Origin of the sequence: Streptomyces smyrnaeus (assembly GCF_017676345.1) — a bacterium.
Lineage (GTDB): Bacteria > Actinomycetota > Actinomycetes > Streptomycetales > Streptomycetaceae > Streptomyces > Streptomyces smyrnaeus.
In genome coordinates this window covers 191,833-208,204 of sequence record NZ_JAFFZM010000013.1, presented here as the reverse complement: position 1 = coordinate 208,204, position 16,372 = coordinate 191,833, and the positions used below count along the sequence as shown (strand labels likewise).

At 70.8% G+C, this 16,372-nt stretch carries 14 protein-coding genes; 8 read left to right on the top strand and 6 right to left on the bottom strand.

Annotated features, from left to right (window positions below; translation table 11 throughout):
• Window positions 1-261: 261 nt before the first annotated feature.
• A complete protein-coding gene (locus JW613_RS21945) occupies window positions 262-960 on the bottom strand; it encodes a TetR/AcrR family transcriptional regulator (protein WP_209212552.1) in 699 nt (232 codons plus the stop codon).
• Window positions 961-1,174: 214 nt separating this feature from the next.
• Between JW613_RS21945 and JW613_RS21940 the strand changes: the two genes are divergently transcribed.
• Complete coding sequence (locus JW613_RS21940) at window positions 1,175-1,939, top strand: ABC transporter ATP-binding protein (RefSeq protein WP_209212551.1); 765 nt, start codon at window positions 1,175-1,177, stop codon at window positions 1,937-1,939.
• The gene (locus tag JW613_RS21935; protein WP_209212550.1) at window positions 1,933-4,434 is read left to right on the top strand and encodes an FtsX-like permease family protein; all 2,502 of its coding nucleotides are present in this window, start codon (window positions 1,933-1,935) and stop codon (window positions 4,432-4,434) included. Before JW613_RS21940 ends, JW613_RS21935 begins: the two co-directional genes overlap by 7 nt.
• A 1,152-nt stretch (window positions 4,435-5,586) precedes the next feature.
• On the opposite strand, the gene JW613_RS21930 is transcribed toward JW613_RS21935, so the two are convergent.
• A complete protein-coding gene (locus JW613_RS21930; protein ID WP_209212549.1) occupies window positions 5,587-6,264 on the bottom strand; it encodes a TetR/AcrR family transcriptional regulator in 678 nt (225 codons plus the stop codon).
• Between the two features lie 130 nt (window positions 6,265-6,394).
• On the opposite strand from JW613_RS21930, the gene JW613_RS21925 reads away from it, so the two are divergent.
• The 5 genes from JW613_RS21925 to JW613_RS21905 all read left to right on the top strand — a co-directional run bounded on the left by JW613_RS21925 (window position 6,395) and on the right by JW613_RS21905 (window position 9,308).
• Window positions 6,395-7,180, top strand: a complete 786-nt coding sequence (locus tag JW613_RS21925; RefSeq protein ID WP_209212548.1) for an alpha/beta fold hydrolase — start codon at window positions 6,395-6,397, stop codon at window positions 7,178-7,180.
• Window positions 7,181-7,389: 209 nt separating this feature from the next.
• Window positions 7,390-7,776 carry a VOC family protein gene (locus tag JW613_RS21920; RefSeq protein ID WP_209212547.1) on the top strand — a complete coding sequence of 129 codons (387 nt, stop codon included), beginning with the start codon at window positions 7,390-7,392 and terminating at the stop codon, window positions 7,774-7,776.
• A 4-nt stretch (window positions 7,777-7,780) separates the two neighbouring features.
• Entirely contained in the window at window positions 7,781-8,197 is a 417-nt protein-coding gene (locus JW613_RS21915) for an ArsR/SmtB family transcription factor (RefSeq protein WP_209212546.1), read from the top strand.
• Window positions 8,194-8,685 (top strand): SRPBCC family protein, encoded by a 492-nt coding sequence (locus JW613_RS21910; protein WP_209212545.1) that lies wholly within the window; start codon window positions 8,194-8,196, stop codon window positions 8,683-8,685. The genes JW613_RS21915 and JW613_RS21910 overlap by 4 nt, the downstream gene beginning before the upstream one ends.
• Before the next feature lie 29 nt (window positions 8,686-8,714).
• Window positions 8,715-9,308 carry a TIGR03086 family metal-binding protein gene (locus JW613_RS21905; protein WP_209212544.1) on the top strand — a complete coding sequence of 198 codons (594 nt, stop codon included), beginning with the start codon at window positions 8,715-8,717 and terminating at the stop codon, window positions 9,306-9,308.
• Window positions 9,309-10,066: 758 nt separating this feature from the next.
• Here the strand turns inward: JW613_RS21905 and JW613_RS21900 are convergent.
• Together JW613_RS21900 and JW613_RS21895 are read right to left on the bottom strand one after the other, a co-directional pair.
• The gene (locus JW613_RS21900; protein ID WP_245226075.1) at window positions 10,067-10,741 is read right to left on the bottom strand and encodes an NAD(P)-dependent oxidoreductase; all 675 of its coding nucleotides are present in this window, start codon (window positions 10,739-10,741) and stop codon (window positions 10,067-10,069) included.
• Window positions 10,738-11,733, bottom strand: coding sequence for an EamA family transporter (locus tag JW613_RS21895; RefSeq protein ID WP_209212543.1), 996 nt, complete (start codon window positions 11,731-11,733; stop codon window positions 10,738-10,740). The genes JW613_RS21900 and JW613_RS21895 overlap by 4 nt, the downstream gene beginning before the upstream one ends.
• A gap of 78 nt (window positions 11,734-11,811) precedes the next feature.
• Here JW613_RS21895 and JW613_RS21890 point away from each other — a divergent pair, with 78 nt between their 5' ends.
• On the top strand, window positions 11,812-12,702 hold the full coding sequence (locus tag JW613_RS21890) for a LysR family transcriptional regulator (RefSeq protein WP_209212542.1): 891 nt from the start codon (window positions 11,812-11,814) through the stop codon (window positions 12,700-12,702).
• A 1,055-nt stretch (window positions 12,703-13,757) separates the two neighbouring features.
• Here JW613_RS21890 and JW613_RS21885 read toward each other — a convergent pair.
• Together JW613_RS21885 and JW613_RS21880 are read right to left on the bottom strand one after the other, a co-directional pair.
• Window positions 13,758-14,723 (bottom strand): bile acid:sodium symporter, encoded by a 966-nt coding sequence (locus tag JW613_RS21885; protein ID WP_209212596.1) that lies wholly within the window; start codon window positions 14,721-14,723, stop codon window positions 13,758-13,760.
• Between the two features lie 451 nt (window positions 14,724-15,174).
• Entirely contained in the window at window positions 15,175-15,951 is a 777-nt protein-coding gene (locus JW613_RS21880) for a heavy metal-responsive transcriptional regulator (RefSeq protein WP_209212541.1), read from the bottom strand.
• Window positions 15,952-16,372: the final 421 nt, after the last annotated feature.

Sequence of the window (16,372 nt, the reverse complement as noted above, 5' to 3'; positions counted from 1 at the left end):
GGTCTTCTGTGCCCTGGCGGACCACGATGCCCTACGCGCTGCTCGCCATGAGGAAGACGTCTTACTGGTCCTCAGGACGGCGTGCAAGGCGGTCTCAAGCAGATGAGTTCGCAGGCGAGTTGGAGCGGGTACCGGCCAGGCACCACCGGCAGTCTGCCGGAAGAATCTCGTGCAGACGGTCGGCACCGAGGTCTGCAGGCGCCCCCGACGGCGGCGGGGAGCGATGCTCCGGCCCGGATGGAAGTGCCGGCGGAGGATCGCTCACAGCCCGCGTCCGACCGCTTCCATCACCTGCGCCACTGCTTCCTCCACCTGTGTGGGGAGCATGTGCCGCAGGGGGCCGTCGATGAGGAGGGTGGCCATGCCATGGACAGTCGCCCAGACGAAGTATTCGGATCCTGGGCGGCGTTCGGGGGGAACAGCGCCACATGCGGTGAGCTCGTCGAGGGCGTCCGCGAGCATGCGGAAAGCGGTGCGGCCTCCGGCTCCGGTCGCCGCTTCGGCATCGGTATCGGCCATCTCCGTGGTCGCGAACGCCGCGCGGAACAGGCCGGGTTCCGCCTGGGCGAAGCCGAGGTATCCGCGCATGAGGGCCCGTAGCCGGGCGTGGGCCGCGGTGGCCGCCGCGTCGGGGGCTGCATCGGCTGACAGGGACGTGGTATCGGCCCCCGGCCGGCTTGCTGCTTGCGCTGCGCTCTGGTTCACCTCGTCCGACGCGGCCTGAGCCAGTGTGTGCTCCATCGCGCGAGCGAGGTGCGCCAGTGCCGCCTGTGAAACCGCGCTCAGCAGGGCGCGGCGGTCGGTGAAGTGGCGGTAGGCCGCGTTGGGGACGACGCCTGCGCGCCGGGTGGCTTCACGCAGGACCACCGCGTCCGGGCCGCCGGCGCGGGCCAGTTCCACGCCCGCCGCGATGAGCGCGTGCCGCAGGTTCCCGTGCCGATAGGTGTCGCGGGTGGTCATCGGGGCTCTCTCCGTTCAGGCCTGGTCTGTGCTCGGTTCGTTCCGCCGCCAGATGTGGACGGCATCCACATCCATGCGTAGTCTACGGCCCATCCCCTCCCTCACCCATGGCGACGGGCGACCCGCCAAATGTGGATGCTGTCCACAAGTGGGCGCGAAGAGGAGAGGGGCCCACAAGGACTACGCGGGAACGCGTGCGCAGAAAGGTCGATCCATGGATGACGCGGTGCGGCTTGAAGCACTGACCAGACGGTACGGGTCCGGGAAGACGGCGGTGACCGCGCTCGGCCCGGTCAGCATGAGCTTCCCCCGCGGAAGTTTCACAGCGATCATGGGTCCCTCCGGGTCGGGGAAGTCGACACTGCTCCAGTGCGCGGCAGGTCTGGACCGGGCCACCTCCGGTAGCGCCGTCCTCGACGGCACCGACCTGTCGGCGCTGAGCGAGACGAAGCGCACCACGTTCCGCAGGGAAGCGACCGGCTTCGTCTTCCAGGCGTACAACCTGCTGCCGTCGCTTACCGCTGAGCAGAACGTCGCGCTGCCCCTGCGGCTCTCGGGCAGACGGCCGGGGCGCGACGAGGTGCGACGGGCACTGGCACAAGTCGGCCTCGCGGATCGGGCGCACAGCCGGCCGGATCACCTCTCCGGAGGCCAGCAGCAGCGTGTCGCCGTGGCGCGCGCCCTGGTCACCAGGCCCGCCGTGCTTTTCGCCGACGAACCCACCGGAGCCCTGGACCTCACGACGGGTAATGAACTGCTGGAGCTCTTGCGGGACTTGGTGGACTCACGCGAGCGGGGAGTCGGGACGGTTGTGATGGTCACGCACGACCCCCGAGTCGCGGCCTTCGCCGACCGGGTGGTGTTCCTCACCGACGGCGTTCTCGCCGGGGAGTTGCACTCCCCCACCGCGCAGACGGTCGCCGCGCGCATGTCCGACCTGGGCCGCCCCGGGCCCGTGGCGACGGCTCCGCGATGCTGAGCGTGGCCCTGGGCACGCTGCGGGCCCGCTGGGTGTCGTTCCTCGGCACGATCGCCGCGCTGGTCCTCGCGGTCGCGCAACTCGCCGCGCTGGGTGTGGTGATGGTGGCCGCGCTCCAGCCGCCGCAGCGACCCCCACAGCGGTTCGCCACCGCCCCGAACGTCGTGCTGCCCTCCGACCCGTCCTGGGACCCCGCCCACCACGACCTCGGCGTGCGATCACTGACTGAGGCCAAAGGGGTACCACCCACACTGGTGGACAAGCTGGCCGGGACGGGGCGCACCATCGTCGACCGGACCTTCTACGCCCAACTCGCACGCGGCCCCAAGAACCAGGTCGGGCACCCGTGGCCGGTGGCGCGGTTCGGCGGCCACACCCTGCGGGACGGCCGTGCGCCACGCACCGACCGGGAGATCGTGGTGGCCGCCGGGCGGGCGCACACCGGGGAGCGGGTCTCGGTACTGACCGCGGCCGGCCCCGAGAGCTACACGGTCGTCGGCACCGTCTCCCCCGTGGACTGGGAGGACGCCATCTTCTTCACCACGACCGAGACCGCCAGACTGTCGCCGAGGATCGACGCCCTGGTCGCGCTCGGCCCGCCGGAGCGGGTGCGCGCGGCGGTGCACGAAGCCGGCGATACGGTCCAACTCCTCACCGGCCGTGCCCGGCACCACGCCGACGCGGCTGCCAAGGACGACCGGGAAGCGCTGGACAACACCGTCACGCTGCTGCCGGTGATGGCCACGGTCGCGGGCACAACGGCGGTCTTCGTCGTGGCGTCGACCTTCGCCTTCTCGGTCGTACAGCGCCGACGGGAAATCGCCCTGCTGCGCACCGTGGGCGCCGTCGGACGGCAGGTGCGCCGCATGATCTACGGTGAGGCCCTCCTCGTCGGCTGCTGCGCATCGGCACTGGGCTCGCTGCTCGGGCTGCTCGCCACCGGGCCGCTGACCAGCCTGCTCATCAGGATGGACATCGCGCCACCGTGGTTCGACGTCGGCCCTGCCTCGGCGTCATGGAGCATGATGGCACCGTTGGGAGCGGCGTTCCTGACGGGTGTGCTCGTGGCGCTCGGCGGCGCGATGGCCGCAGCACACCGGGCCTCCCGGATACAGCCCATGGAGGCGCTGCGGGAGGCGGCAGTCGACGACAGCGCAACGACCCCCGGCCGCACCGTTCTCGGCGTCGCGGGCATCGCCGGTGGCCTTGGAACCGCCTGCTGGATCGGACTGGCGGCGCCCCGCACGGCTCTGTCCCCCACCGCGTACGTGGTCTGCCTGATGGTGCCCGTGGTGGCGACCGCGCTGCTCGCCCCGCTCGTGGTGGGACCGCTTGTCCGATTGCTGATGTGGCCCCTGCGCCGCCTGCCGGGGCCGCACACCATGCTGGTGCGGCAGAGCACACTCGCGGCCCGCAGGCGCACGGCGGCCACCGCGGCGCCCGTACTGCTGACCGTCGGGCTCACCCTGTCCCTGCTGACGGCGACCAACTCGCTGGGCGCGGCCCGCGACCACGGGCTGCGCGGCACCATCAGTGCCCCCTACGCCCTGGTGCCGGACGGTACACCGGGGATCAGCCCGGCCGTGGCGGCACGAGTGGACCGTATCGAGGGTGTGCAGGTGGCGGCGCCCGTACTCACCACCGTCTATCTGCCGGACGGTGACAATCGCCTTGAGGAGATCGACGGACTCGCCCTGGAACCCGCCGCACTGAGCCGGACCATGCGGCTGAAGGTGGTGCACGGATCACTCGGAGACTTCGGTGACAACAGCATGGTCGTCGCCGAGCAGTGGGGCAGGAAGGTCGGCGACCGGGTCCCCGTGCACCTTGCGGACGGCCGGCACATCACACTGAAGGTGGCGGCAACCTACGCGGCACCACCCGGCGGGGACGTCGCCTACCTCCCCGAAAGCCTCGCTGACACCGGTGTGTTCGCGCGCGACGGACTGGCCCGCCGCGGGTATCTGGCGCTGAGCCCCGGCACGGACCGCGAAAGAGCGCTGACGGCCGTTCGCACCGTGGTCGAAGGGAGCGGGGCGCACCTGACAACCAGAGACGACCTGGTCACCGCCGAGGCCGCATACGCCCGCCAGCTGACCGAGACCCGGCAGCGCTCCACCGCGGTCATCGTCGTGCTCTTCTGCTTCCTGGCCATCCTCAACACGCTGCTGATGGCCACGGCGGACCGCCGCAGCGATCTTGCCGTCCTCCGCCTGGCCGGAGCCACGCCCCGGCAGGTTCTGCGCTTCTTCGTCGCCGAATCGCTTCTGGTCTCGGCAGTCGGGACAGCCCTCGCGGCGCTCGCCTTCGGTGTCAATCTCATCGGCTTGGTAGGCGCTTTGCACGCCCTGTTCGGGACAGCACCGATCGCGGTGCCCTACGCACTCATCGCCTCCATCGCGGCTGTGTCGGGCATGCTGGCGGTGGCAGGGACCGTCTTGCCGGTGACCGCCGCTTTGCGGCGCCGGGCGATGGATACGGCAGGTGACCGATGATCCGTGATGATCTGAAGGAGTGAGCAGCCCCGCGGCCTTCTCATCGCGGCTCCGGCCCCGCTACCAGACGAGAACCGGCCACCGCCTGCCCCTGCTCCGCCTCGCTAGCACATCCTCACCTGCTTGGGACGACTCCGCTTATCAACAGGGAAAGGAAGGATACGGCCCACGCCTCCGGCTGCCTCGCCGACCGGCTGCGCCGCCGCCTCCCGCCTCGGTGGCTCCAAGGTTCTGTGTCGAAAGTGGATCTCGAACGTTGGATGATCACGGTTCATGGCGCGGCGAGATCGCACGGACGAGCAGTGGGCGGTGCTGGAGCCGTTGTTGCCGAAGGGGGCGAGGACTGCACGGCTGCCTGTGCGGCCGCGGCGGAGCTGATCGACGGCATACGGTCCCGGATCCGGACCGGTGTTTCGTGGTGCGACGTGCCCTTCGGGTACGGGTCGTGGGACCGTAACGCTCGCGCGGCCGGTTCACCACCAAACTGCACCTCGCCGTCGAGCAAGGTCAGAAGCCCATACATCATCCGTGATCACGGCCGGTCAGCGCGGGGACTCACCGCAGTGCGAACCCGCGCTGGAGCAGATCCGCGTGCCCCGAGGCACCGGGCGGTCGCCGCGGCCTGTTGACCCGTGCAGAACCTGTCACCCCTGGAGGTGCGCCAGCACGGCCGCCGGGGTACCACACCACTGCGTACACCATCGCGAACGTCCACAGGACAACACCGTCCACGGCGCTTCGCATCTTGCGATTCGCTTCGCTGCGGGGCTTAGTGCTTCCGCCAACCGCATCGTCCTCCAAAAAGATGCGGATCTAAGTGTCAGCGCCGTAGACCCAGGTGGGGTCGGAGCCTGTGACGAGCACGTCTGCACGCTCCGGCGTGAGTTGCACGGTGACCGCACATATGCCCGAGCTTCCTTTGCCGTGAAGGTCAGGTTGCTCCACCGGTCCGGATCGCCCGGCAGGGGCGCGCCACGCACTGTCTGCACCAGGTCGTCCAGAGTGTTGGCACAAAAGGTCCGGCTGTGACGTTCGGTGGATACCTCGACGACATCAGTACTGAAGCCTGTCGAAGCAGTGAGGGCCGCGGCCAACGTGACCGTGGCTGCGCCGTACGGGCAGATCCGCAGTGGCTTGTGTGGCAACAAGCGGTCATGCCGCTGATTTGGGCCCTTCGGCCGGGCCCGTGCAGGCCGGGGGTGTCGCGTCCGACGGGCTTGCCGCCACCGGCCACGCGGCCATGGCCGCGTCGACGATGCGATCCAGCGTCTCGCGTCCGGCTCCGTCCCATGCCTGTTGGTTCATCCCTTGGATGACCGCCGCGTAGAAGGCTGCGAGGCCGTCGGTGTCCGTGTCGGCCGGAAGGCGTCCTGCGTCGAGGTCGGTGCGGATGCAGGCGGCGATGGCCGCCTTGGACTCCTCGCGCATGGCGCGCAGCTTGTCCTTCACGTCCTGTGAGCCGGGGGCGCAGTTGGTCGCTCCGGTGATGATGAGGCAGCCCGGCGGGTGGCGGGGGTCGGTGTAGTCGGCGGCGAGGTGACGGAGCATCCGGGTGATGGCCGTGCGGGCGTCGGGGCCCTGTGGCGGGCCTGCGGCGTAGCTACGCGTGTACAGCCCGACGGCCTCGTCGAACAGCTGCTTCTTGTCACCGAAGGCGGCGTACAGGCTCGGCGGGTTGATGCCCATGGCCTTGGTGAGGGAGGCGATCGAGGTCGTGTCGTATCCGTGCGTCCAAAACTCATGGAGCGCGACGGTCAGGGCTTCGTCGCGGTCGAAAGCGCGCCGGGCCCGGCCGGGTTTGGCATGCGCGGGGCTCTTCTCACTGCTCACGAAGCTCACCCTACCGCAGCTATAGCGACCGCTACAGGCTTTCTGCTACCGTCCGGGCAACGCGCTTTAGTGATCGCTAAAGAGGCGTTCGCGCCACCGCGTCTGCCCGCTTCCTCGAAAGGGACCACCCATGACCACCGCACCCCTGCTCACCGGCCTCGCCCGCACCACTCGCGGCTCCGGCCCCGGCCTCCTCCTCGCCCACGGCGCCGGCGGCGGGATCGAAGCCAACTACGGGCCGATCCTGGACGGACTGGCCGCACAGCACACCGTCGTCGGAGTCGACTTCCCCGGCGCCGGCAAGACGCCGCAGTCCGGGACACCCCTGGACGCGGACGAGCTGGCGGATCAGATGGTGGCCGCCGCAGACGCCGAAGGGCTCGAGACGTTCGCGGTCAGCGGCTACTCGCTCGGCGGGCCCGTCGCCATCCGCCTCGCCGCACGCCACCCCGAGCGGGTCACCGCACTCATCCTCAGCGCCACCTTCGCCCACGCCGACACCCGCACCGACCTGGCCGCCTCCATCTGGCAGCAGCTCCACGAGTCCGGCCAGCACACCCTGCTGGCCGGCTACCTGAACCTGATGGCACCCAGCGAGGACACCCTGAACACCCACACCCCCGCCCAGATCCGAGACTCCGCCGAGCAACTCGCATCCGACATCCCGCCCGGCACCGCAGCCCACCTCGACCTGGTCCGCCGCATCGACGTACGCACCGACCTCGCCCACATCACAGCGCCGACCCTTGCCGTCATCACCACCGCAGACCCGCTCATCTCCCCCGCCCTGCAGCGCCACCTCGCCACTGGCATCCCCACAGCCGAAATCGCCGAACTGCCCACCGGACACCTGCCCTTCGCCGAAAACCCGCAGCAATGGCTGAAGCTCATCACCGACTTCCTCGCACAGCACTGAGACCGCCCAAGGAGCCGACCAGACGACGCGCTTACTGCGACCACCGGCAGCGGCAGACCACGACCAGCCGCCAACTCCGACAACCGGACCCCCACCGGCACCCGCACCCGCACCCGCACCCGCACCCGCACCCGCACCGGATCACGCCACCACCCGTCACCGCAGTGCGGGCGTGACAGGTAGGAATTTTCCTACGTATGGTGGAGGGCATGAACATCACGCACGCCAAGTCCGTCACCCTGCCCGTCTCCGACCAGGAGCGGGCCAGGGACTTCTACGTCGACGCGCTCGGCTTCCGGGTGCTCGCCGACCAGCGCATGGGACCGGTCCGCTGGCTCCAGGTCGCACCGCACGGAGCCGAGACCGGCTTCACGCTCGCCTCCGCCGAACAGGGCTTCACTCCCGGCAGCGTCAGCGGCCTCATCCTGGAGACCTCCGACCTGGACACCGACTGCGCCGAACTCGCCAGGGCCGGAGCCGCCGTCGAGGGCCCGCACGAGCTGCCGTGGGGCCGCCAGGCCACCCTCACCGACCCGGACGGCAACAGCTTCGTGCTCGCCGAGCCGACGCCCGCACCGGCGAAGTCCGGGTCCTGAGCCGATGCGCACCACCGGCACCGAGGACGGGAAGGTCTTCGCCGCGCTGGCCAGCCCGGTGCGCCGCGAGGTGCTGGAACTGCTGCGGGAGCAGGGGCCGCAGCCGGTCACCCGGCTCGCCTCACACTTCGCCATGGCCCGCCCCAGCTTCTCCGAGCACCTGCGGGTGCTGCGGGAGGCCGGACTGGTCAGCGAGACCAGATCGGGCCGGCAGCGGCTGTACCGGCTGGAGGCGGCCCCGCTGCACGACGTGCAGGAGTGGCTGAGCCCGTTCGAGAGGTTCTGGCGCGAGAAGCTCGGCAACCTGCGCGACCTGCTCGACACGCTTCCCGACGGGGAGCACCCGCCCGGGAACGGCGACACCCGTGGTGTCGGCGATGCGCAGGGGGACGGCGACACCCGTGGGGACGACAGGCCATGACCGACGACGAGGTGACGAGCAGCAATACGGCCGACGACGATCCGGGCACCGTGCGGGTCGACCAGTTCCTGTCCCACCCACCCACCAAGGTGTGGCGGGCCCTGACCGAACCGGACCTGATCGCGCAGTGGCTCATGCCCTGCGACTTCCGGCTCGAGGTCGGCCACCGCTACACCATGCAAACCCGGCCCATACCCGCCACGGGGTTCTCCGGCACCGTACGGGCCGAGGTGCTCGCCTTCGAGCCCGAGCGCATGCTGCGCGTCGGCTGGCGCGACGCGGACCCCGCGAGCCCGAGCGGCGCCGACTGGACCGTCACCTGGACCCTGCGGCCCGAAGGGCGCGGCACCCGGCTCTTCCTTCTCCACGAGGGCTTCGACCCCGACAACCCGCTCCAGCAGCGGGCCCGCAACGCGATGGGCGGCGGATGGAACTCCCTGGTCCAGCGCCGACTGGCGGATTTCCTCGACGAGTCGGCCCCGCACTGACACACCCGGCGAACAGACAGGAACACCCGATGTCCGACACAGCAGACCACTACGCCCACCTCGCCGACGCCTTCCTGGCCCGCGTCCGGGCCACGCCCGACGACCGGTGGGACGCGCACAGCCCATGCCGGGGCTGGACGGCCCGCGATGTCGTCGCACACGTCATCAACGGACACCGCGGCATCCTCGCCGCTGTCCACGGCACTCCCCCCTCCCCCGCGCACGGCGTCGGCGTCTCACCCATGGCCGAGGCGCCCGCCGTGGAACCGGGCGCCGACCTGGCGGCAGCGTTCCTCGCCTGCCGCGACGCCATGACCGCGATGCTCCGCGATCCCCAGCAGGCCGGCCGCCCCCTGCCCGGCGGACCACTCGGACCGGTGCCCGTGGAAGTGGCCGTCGAGGTGATCGGCTCCCTGGAACTGCTGGGCCACACCTGGGACCTGGCCCGAGCCACCGGTGGCGACGAAATACTCGACCACGACGCCGTCACCCGCACCCACCAGGCGCTGCTCCCGCACCACGCGGCGCTGCTGTCCACCGGGGCCTTCGACCCGAGCCTCCCGGCACCCGAAGGCGCCGACGCGCAGACCGCGTTCCTCTGCTTCACCGGGCGGCACCCCTGAAGCTGCCGCACCCACCCGCATGCACAGCAGTGCGGTTCTGACGGGCGCTGACTGGCCCGCGAAAATAAACCGCCACGCCCCCTTCGTCCGCACCGACGCGTTGCGGACCGACACCGAACAACCCGACACACCCGGCCAAGCAGTGCACGAAGCCCTGGCCGAAACGGTCGGGATCCCGCTCGACGACCGGCTCCAGGTCTTCGCCGGCCACAACGGCACCAATCGCACGCTGACGTACGACAACCACCCCGACGCGCACCGGAACGGAGGCAACGCCCATACGGCGGTCACCATGCACCCCGGCCGGTCCACACTGCTCGGCCTGGATACCACCGCTGATCTCCAGCCGAAGCCGCCGTGCAGGAAGAACCACTCGACTCCCACCACTCACGAAGCGCTCCCCCGCCCCGCGCAGGACCCCGCAGAAGACTCCGGCGCCGACCCGTCTCTGGTGAAGCACCACGGCAGCACGCGTGGCCACGCCCACACCGCCGAGCACGGGTGCGCCGGGAAGGACGGGAGGGGAAGGGTCTGTTCGGGCCACGGTTCATACGTTCGGGAGTCGGGGAGGGAGGGGTCCGGTCCGGCACCGGCCCCAGCGAACCGGCAGGTGGCGGCCGGACGTTCGCGGTGTCGTTCCACGTACCGGCCGCCGCCCGTCCGGTGAAGGCGTTGCCGGTCACGACGGTGACGGCGGCTTGGCGGGAGCAGAGGAGTGTCAGGCGGTGAGGCGTGCCGCCGGCTCTTTCACATGAGGGTCATTGTTCGTCGCGGTGGACAACAGTGATGAGATGCTGCTGGGGGTCGGGGTCTTCGAGTTCGTCGAGTACGGCGACGGCCAGGTCTTCGGCGCTGATCCACGATCGACCGTCGGGGCCGGTGAGCAAGGTGTCGGTGCCGCGCAGGTAGCGGCCGGTACGTTCGCCGGGCTCGAGCACAGCCGGCGGGCTCAGGTAGACCCAGTCGCCACCGGCATGGGCCTGGCAGGTCCGCAACTGCGCCACCCCGGCGGCGGCGATGGTCTTGAACCCGGCCGGGACATAGGCGGGGTTGTCGGCGACCAGCCGCTCGTGGTCGCCGGGGCTGCGCAGTGCGCCTGCGCCGCCAACCACGAGGGTCCGGATGCCGAGCTCTGCGGCGATGCTCAGCACCGTACGGGTGGCCCCGACCAGGAACTCCTGGTCGACCGGGAAGGTCCGCACGGTCAACACGACCGCGTCCGCGGCACTGTGCGAGGCGGAGCCTGCGAGCGCCTCGCGTACGGCGTGCGAGTTGTTCACATCGACCGCGATCGGCGTCACGTTCGGGTCGTCGCTCGCCGGCTTCCGGGACAGGGCAAGCACCCGGTGTCCGCGGGTACCGGCCTCGGTGATCACCCGGCTGCCGACCATCCCGGTGGCGCCGAGCACGGCGATGGTCATATTCGTTCTCATCGAATCTGCTCCTTCTGGATCGGTTCTTCTCGTATGGGATCTACTGAGGATCGGATGGGATCTGCTGCGGGCCGGCTGCGTGCGAGGCGGCTCGTCAGGCTCGGGGCATCGAGCTGGGCGGCGAGCATGGCTGCCAGGGCGAGGACGAAACCAAGGGTCTGCAGCAGACTCAGCGACTCGCCCAGCGCGATACCGAAGGCGGTTGCGACCAAGGGGGACAGCAGCACCAGCGGGGCGGACGCGCCGACCGGCAGCTTTCCGATCCCGCGGAACCACAGTGCGTACGCGATCAGTCCGCCCACGCTGCCGAGCCACAGGTAACCGCCGACAGCTCCGGCGTCGATCCGCTGCGGCACCCACTCGATCGCGAGAGTGAGCGGGAGCAGCAGCAGGCCGCCGGCCGTCAGTTGCCAGCCGGCCAGTGTCAGTGGGCCGACCCCCGCCGGGCGGCCCCAGCGCTTGGTGAGGACGACCCCGCCGGCCATGGTGGCCGTATGCCCGACACCGGCGAGCACCCCGACGACGTCCAAGCGGGCCGCCGGACCGAGCACGACGAGACCGACGCCGATCGCGCCCAACACGCCCCAGGCCAGGCGCCAGGCGGTCGGTCGGTCGCGGAGTACCGCGACAGCCAAGCCGGCGACCAGCAGCGGCTGGACAGCGCTGAGGGTGGCTGCGACACCGCCGGGGAGTCGTTCGGCCGCCAGGAACAACAGAGGGAGCCCGCCGATGTTGAGCACGCCGAGGAGGGCGGCCCTCCACCACCAGTCTCCGTGCGGGAGCACCCGGGTGATTGCCAGTGCGAGCAGCCCGGCGGGCAGGGCGCGCATCAGTCCGGCGAACAACGGGTGCCCGGGCGGCAGCAGTTCGGTGGTCACCACATATGTGGTGCCCCAGGTTGCGGGGGCGAGCGCGGTCAGCGCGACGGTCGCCGCCCGCTGTGCGTGCGAGGGCGGTGGCGGGCTCGATGACCGCTCGGTCGTGGCATTCATGTGAGGAGTCTCGGCGTGACGGGATCATGTAGGCAAAGCATGGTTGCGATAGAAGCTATGAAGGACAACGATGACTGTATGGATCTCCAGCAGCTGCGGTACGTCGTCGCCGTCGCCGAAACCCGCAACTTCACCCGCGCTGCCGAGCATTGCCGTGTAGTGCAGTCCTCCCTCAGCCACCGGATCGCCGGTCTCGAACGGGAGTTGGGGATCAGATTGTTCGCCCGGTCCAGCCGTCGTACCGAGCTGACCAGCGCCGGAGAGGCCTTCCTCGTCGGTGCCCGCGAGTGCCTGGCCGCTGCGGAGCGGGCGGTTGCCGACGCCGCCGCAGCAGCCGGTGTGGTGCGCGGCCGACTCGCCGTTGGCATGATCAGGACCGCAGCTGCCATCGACGTCCCCGAACTGCTGCAGCGGTACCACGCCCGGCACCCGGACGTCCGCGTCAGCCTCCGCGCCGGAAGCAGTGACGAGCTGGCCGCGGCGATCCGGAACGCAGAGCTGGACATCGCCTTTCTCGGCCTGCCGGAGGGCCAACGGCCAGAGGGTGTGGAAGCCATCGTCCTCGATCACGACGAACACGTACTAGTGGTACCGGCCGGGCACCGGCTCGCGTCCGCTTCCCAGGTCACGCTGCACGAGGTTGCCGAGGAGACGTTCGTGGACTTCAGGGACGGGTCACCCGGTCGGGCCCAGTCCGACCAGGCGTTCGCCGCTGCGGGCCTGGCCCGTGATGTTGCGTACGAGGCAGGCGTGGCCGAGCTGATAACGCGGCTGATCGCGCGTGGGCTCGGCATCGCATTGCTGCCGTCCGCGTTCATCCGACCGCTGGCCGCCGACGACCCGGAACTGGCGCTGGTCCCGGTGGTCGACGGGCCGCACCGCATCGAGTATCTGGCGTGGAGCCGCTTCAACCCCAGCCCGGCCACCCGAGCGCTGCTCGATGTCCTCGGGGCCGGATCGCAGGCGTAGCCGACTCTGGACCCTGGTATCGAGAAGTACGCCGCGGCGCCCTGGAGCCTGGCCGCGGAGTCAGGAGCGGTGCCGGAGTCCCGAAAGGTGCCGTGGGGCGGCATCGACGACGAGGTCGCCTTCGAGACCGGCGATCCGGTGACGGAGCCAGGCAGCGGCTTGGCAAGGCCGGGTCGAGGGCGACCTTAGGGAGGTGTGCGCCAGGTCAGTACGGCGATTCAACAACCCACACTCCCCTCCCCTGGTGTCCGGCGGGCATCTCTGACCAGGCCCGAGAGACACCCTGGCATCGCATGCCGACTTGCGACATGCCCAACCAGTCAGTCCATCCCGCAAGCGAGACACACCGAGCCTCGCCTGCGTGCCGATCAGGCGACGCTCACCGCGCTGCCGGAGCCGGTCACGGGCGCCGAGGGCTGGCCACGGCGCTGCGCAGCTTCTTTCGCGCGCTGAAGCGTGAACGCGTGATCTTCCGCAACCCCGCCCGGGGCCTCCCGGTCGGCGACATCAAGGGCATCCCGAGGTCGATCCCCTCCGAGCTCCTGATGGGCTCCTCGAACAGGCGACGACACTGCTCGGCCGCCTCGTCGCGGCCCTCGCCGCCGTTCACGCGCTGCCCGGCAAGGAGATCCGGACCACCCTGCACACCACGGGTCTGGATCTCTTCAAGGGGCACGCTCGAAGTCCGGCGCGGTCTGCTACGGCACGCCCTCCACCCGGAGGAGCTCACCACCAACTCGCCGGCGACTGGACGGCCTACCGCCACCGGCGTTGGCCGACGTCGTCCAACCCCCGCCTGCTGGTCAGCCAGAAGAGGGCCATCGACCCCGACCACCCGGCGGTCAGCACCGGCACTCTGAGCGGCGCTCTTCCCCGCGGGCTGACGCTGAGCGGCCTGCGCCAGGACCGCATCCTCGACGAAGCGGCCGAAAGCCGACCCGCACCAGCTGATGCGCCTGTTTCGGCATCACCGAACAGACCGCCGTGCGCTACGTCACCGCCGCCCACCCCGAGCGCACCAGCGAGCTGCCCCGGTGAGCACCGCCGTGACGAGGTCAGCGCGCGGCGGACCCGGCCGGTTGCCCCGCAGGCACCAGGCGAGGCACGAGCCGGACGTAGGTGACCATGCCGATCACCTCGACCAGGGTCTGGGTGACCACGACCACCGCGGCGACGGCCAGGGCGTCGGGCAGCGCCAGGGCCAGGGGCAGGACGACGAGGGAGTTGCGGGTCGCCCCGGTGAAGACGATCGCCCGGCCCGCGGGCGCTTCCAGGCGGAACAGGCGGGCCACGGCTTTGCCGGCGAACGCCATCACCACGAGGAACGCCACGTAGAACGGGATGACGGCGGCGACGTCGGCCAGGCTGCCGCCGAGCTTGGGGACCTGGGAGGCCACCACGACCAGCAGGGTGGCGGCCATCAACGGCACCATCGTGGTGGTCGCGCCGTCGGACACCTTCTGCCCGGCGGGTCGGCGTCCGGCCCACGCCTGCAGGGCCCACGCGAGGGCGAGCGGGACGACGATGAGGACGACGAACGCCTCGACGAACGGGCCGACCTCGACGATGTCGGCGAGCTCCGAGCCCATGAACAGGTACAGGAACCCTGGCAGCAACAGCATCTGTGCGACCAGGAGGACCGGGGTGGCGGCCAACAGGCGGCGGCTGGAGCCGCCTGCCAGGCCGGAGAAGACGATGACGTAGTCGACGCACGGGCACAGCAGCACCAGCAGCACGCCGAGCCGGACCGCCTGGTCGGCGGGCAGGGACGCGAACATCGCGGCGACCACCAGCGGCACGACCACGAAGTTCACCACGACCGCGGCGGACAGGAACCGGCCGTCTCGCAGCGAGCGGACGAGCTCGGCGGCAGGGACCTGGAGGAAGGTGACGAACAGCAGCGCCCCGAGCACCGGGTTGATCGCGTGCTCCAGCGCGGGTCCGAAGCCGGGGGCCACCCAGCCCAGCAGTCCACCGGCGGCCATCGCCGCCAGGTAGATCGCGACCTGGTGGCGTTCCATCCGCTCGACCAGGACCTGCGGTCCCTGCTGCGACACCCGAACTGCTCCTTCTTTCGGTGCCGGCCGCCCCGCGGCGACCGCGCCCGTTCATCCTCACAGGCCGCCGTGCCCGGCCTGAGCACGACTCCCGGCTCAGCGGTCGGACGCGTGGGCGTCCGCCCCGGGCGCGGACCGGCAGTCGGCATGCCGAGGTCGGCTGGTGCCGGGGAAGTCCGGCAGCCCGCTGTCCGGCGTCGGCGCCGGACGACGAGTACGCCCAGTCCGGCGGCCACGGCCGGTACTGCCAGGGCGGGCATCCACAGCGCGCCGATCGCGGAGGTGATGCCGGTGCCGCCGAGGACGGCCGGCAGCGGGCCCGCGCAGCACATCGCGCAGGCGGCGATCACGGCCGCGCCAGCGCCGAGGGCACTCCAGGGCCGCGAAGGACGGGAGGCGGCACGGGGCGGAACGGTCATGCGGTCGCTGCGAAAAGGTCGGCCAGCATCCCGGCGGCGGACTCGGGCGCCCGCACCTCCAGCCGGAGAGCGGTCGGGGTCAGGTGCAGACGGAAGTCGAAGAACGCGCAGCAGCCCTGCTCGGCCGCGGCGAGGGCGGCGACCTCACCGGCGAGTTCGGCGCCGGCAGGGAAGGACAGGCGCACGCCGTCGTCGATCTCCTCGCGCTGTTCGGCCTTGCCGACCAGCTGCTGCCACTGCTCTGTGCGCTCGCCCAGCTCGGCGCCGCCCAGCCTGCAGGCCACCGGCGTGTCCCGCCACACCTCGGCGGCCGGGCCCGAACGCGCGGGAGACAGCGTGATCGGCACGGGCCCGGCCGTCGGCGACGGGCTGGTCATGGTGCAGCCGCAGCCCGGCCCGCACGCCCCTGCGGGCGCTGGGCTCGACAGGTCGGCGTGGACGGCGGCCAGGTGAGCTAAGAACGCGCGCAACTCGGCGATCCGGCCGTGGGTCTCCGCGATCCGGCCCGCGACCAACGGCAGCATCCGCGCCCGGACCGACGCGCACACTCCGTCCTCGCGGACGTCGAGGAGCTCGCGGATCTCCTCCAGTGCCAAGCCCAAGAGCTTCGCCGAGGAGATGAAGGCGAGACGCTCCACCGCGTCCTCGCCGTACACGCGATACCCGGACGGCGTGCGGTCGGCGGGCAGTAGCCCGGCATCCTCGTAGAAGCGCAGCGTCGTGGCCGGCACGCCGGAGCGCTCGGCCAGCTGCGAAATGCGGTAAGTGGTCACACCGCGGACCGTAAACCTTCGACCCGACTCGAAGGTCAAGCCGGAGCCCGCACCTGATCAGCACCGGATCGCGCACCTGCGTAGGTGTTCGCCCGAGGACCCCTCCTGGATTCCATGAACTCGCGCGCTTCTGACCGGCCCGCCCAGAGAGTACGCCGCCAGGAGAAAGCCACGATCACGTCGAAGCCAGGCTCGTGGGTCCGGGCGCATCCGCGCCTCACCCAGGCGTCGACCCGGCGGTGTGGCTGAGGGAGGCGCCCACAGATCGGAGCCCGGAGCATTCATCACCGCAGCGCTCACCGGTACGTCTTCCGGCTGCTGGGGAAGATTCGACGTGAGCGCGTCCCATGACGTTTTGGTCCTGCAAGGTCAGAAGTGCCGCGAAGCGGAAGTCCCGGTCCTCGGAGGCCTGCTCACCGAC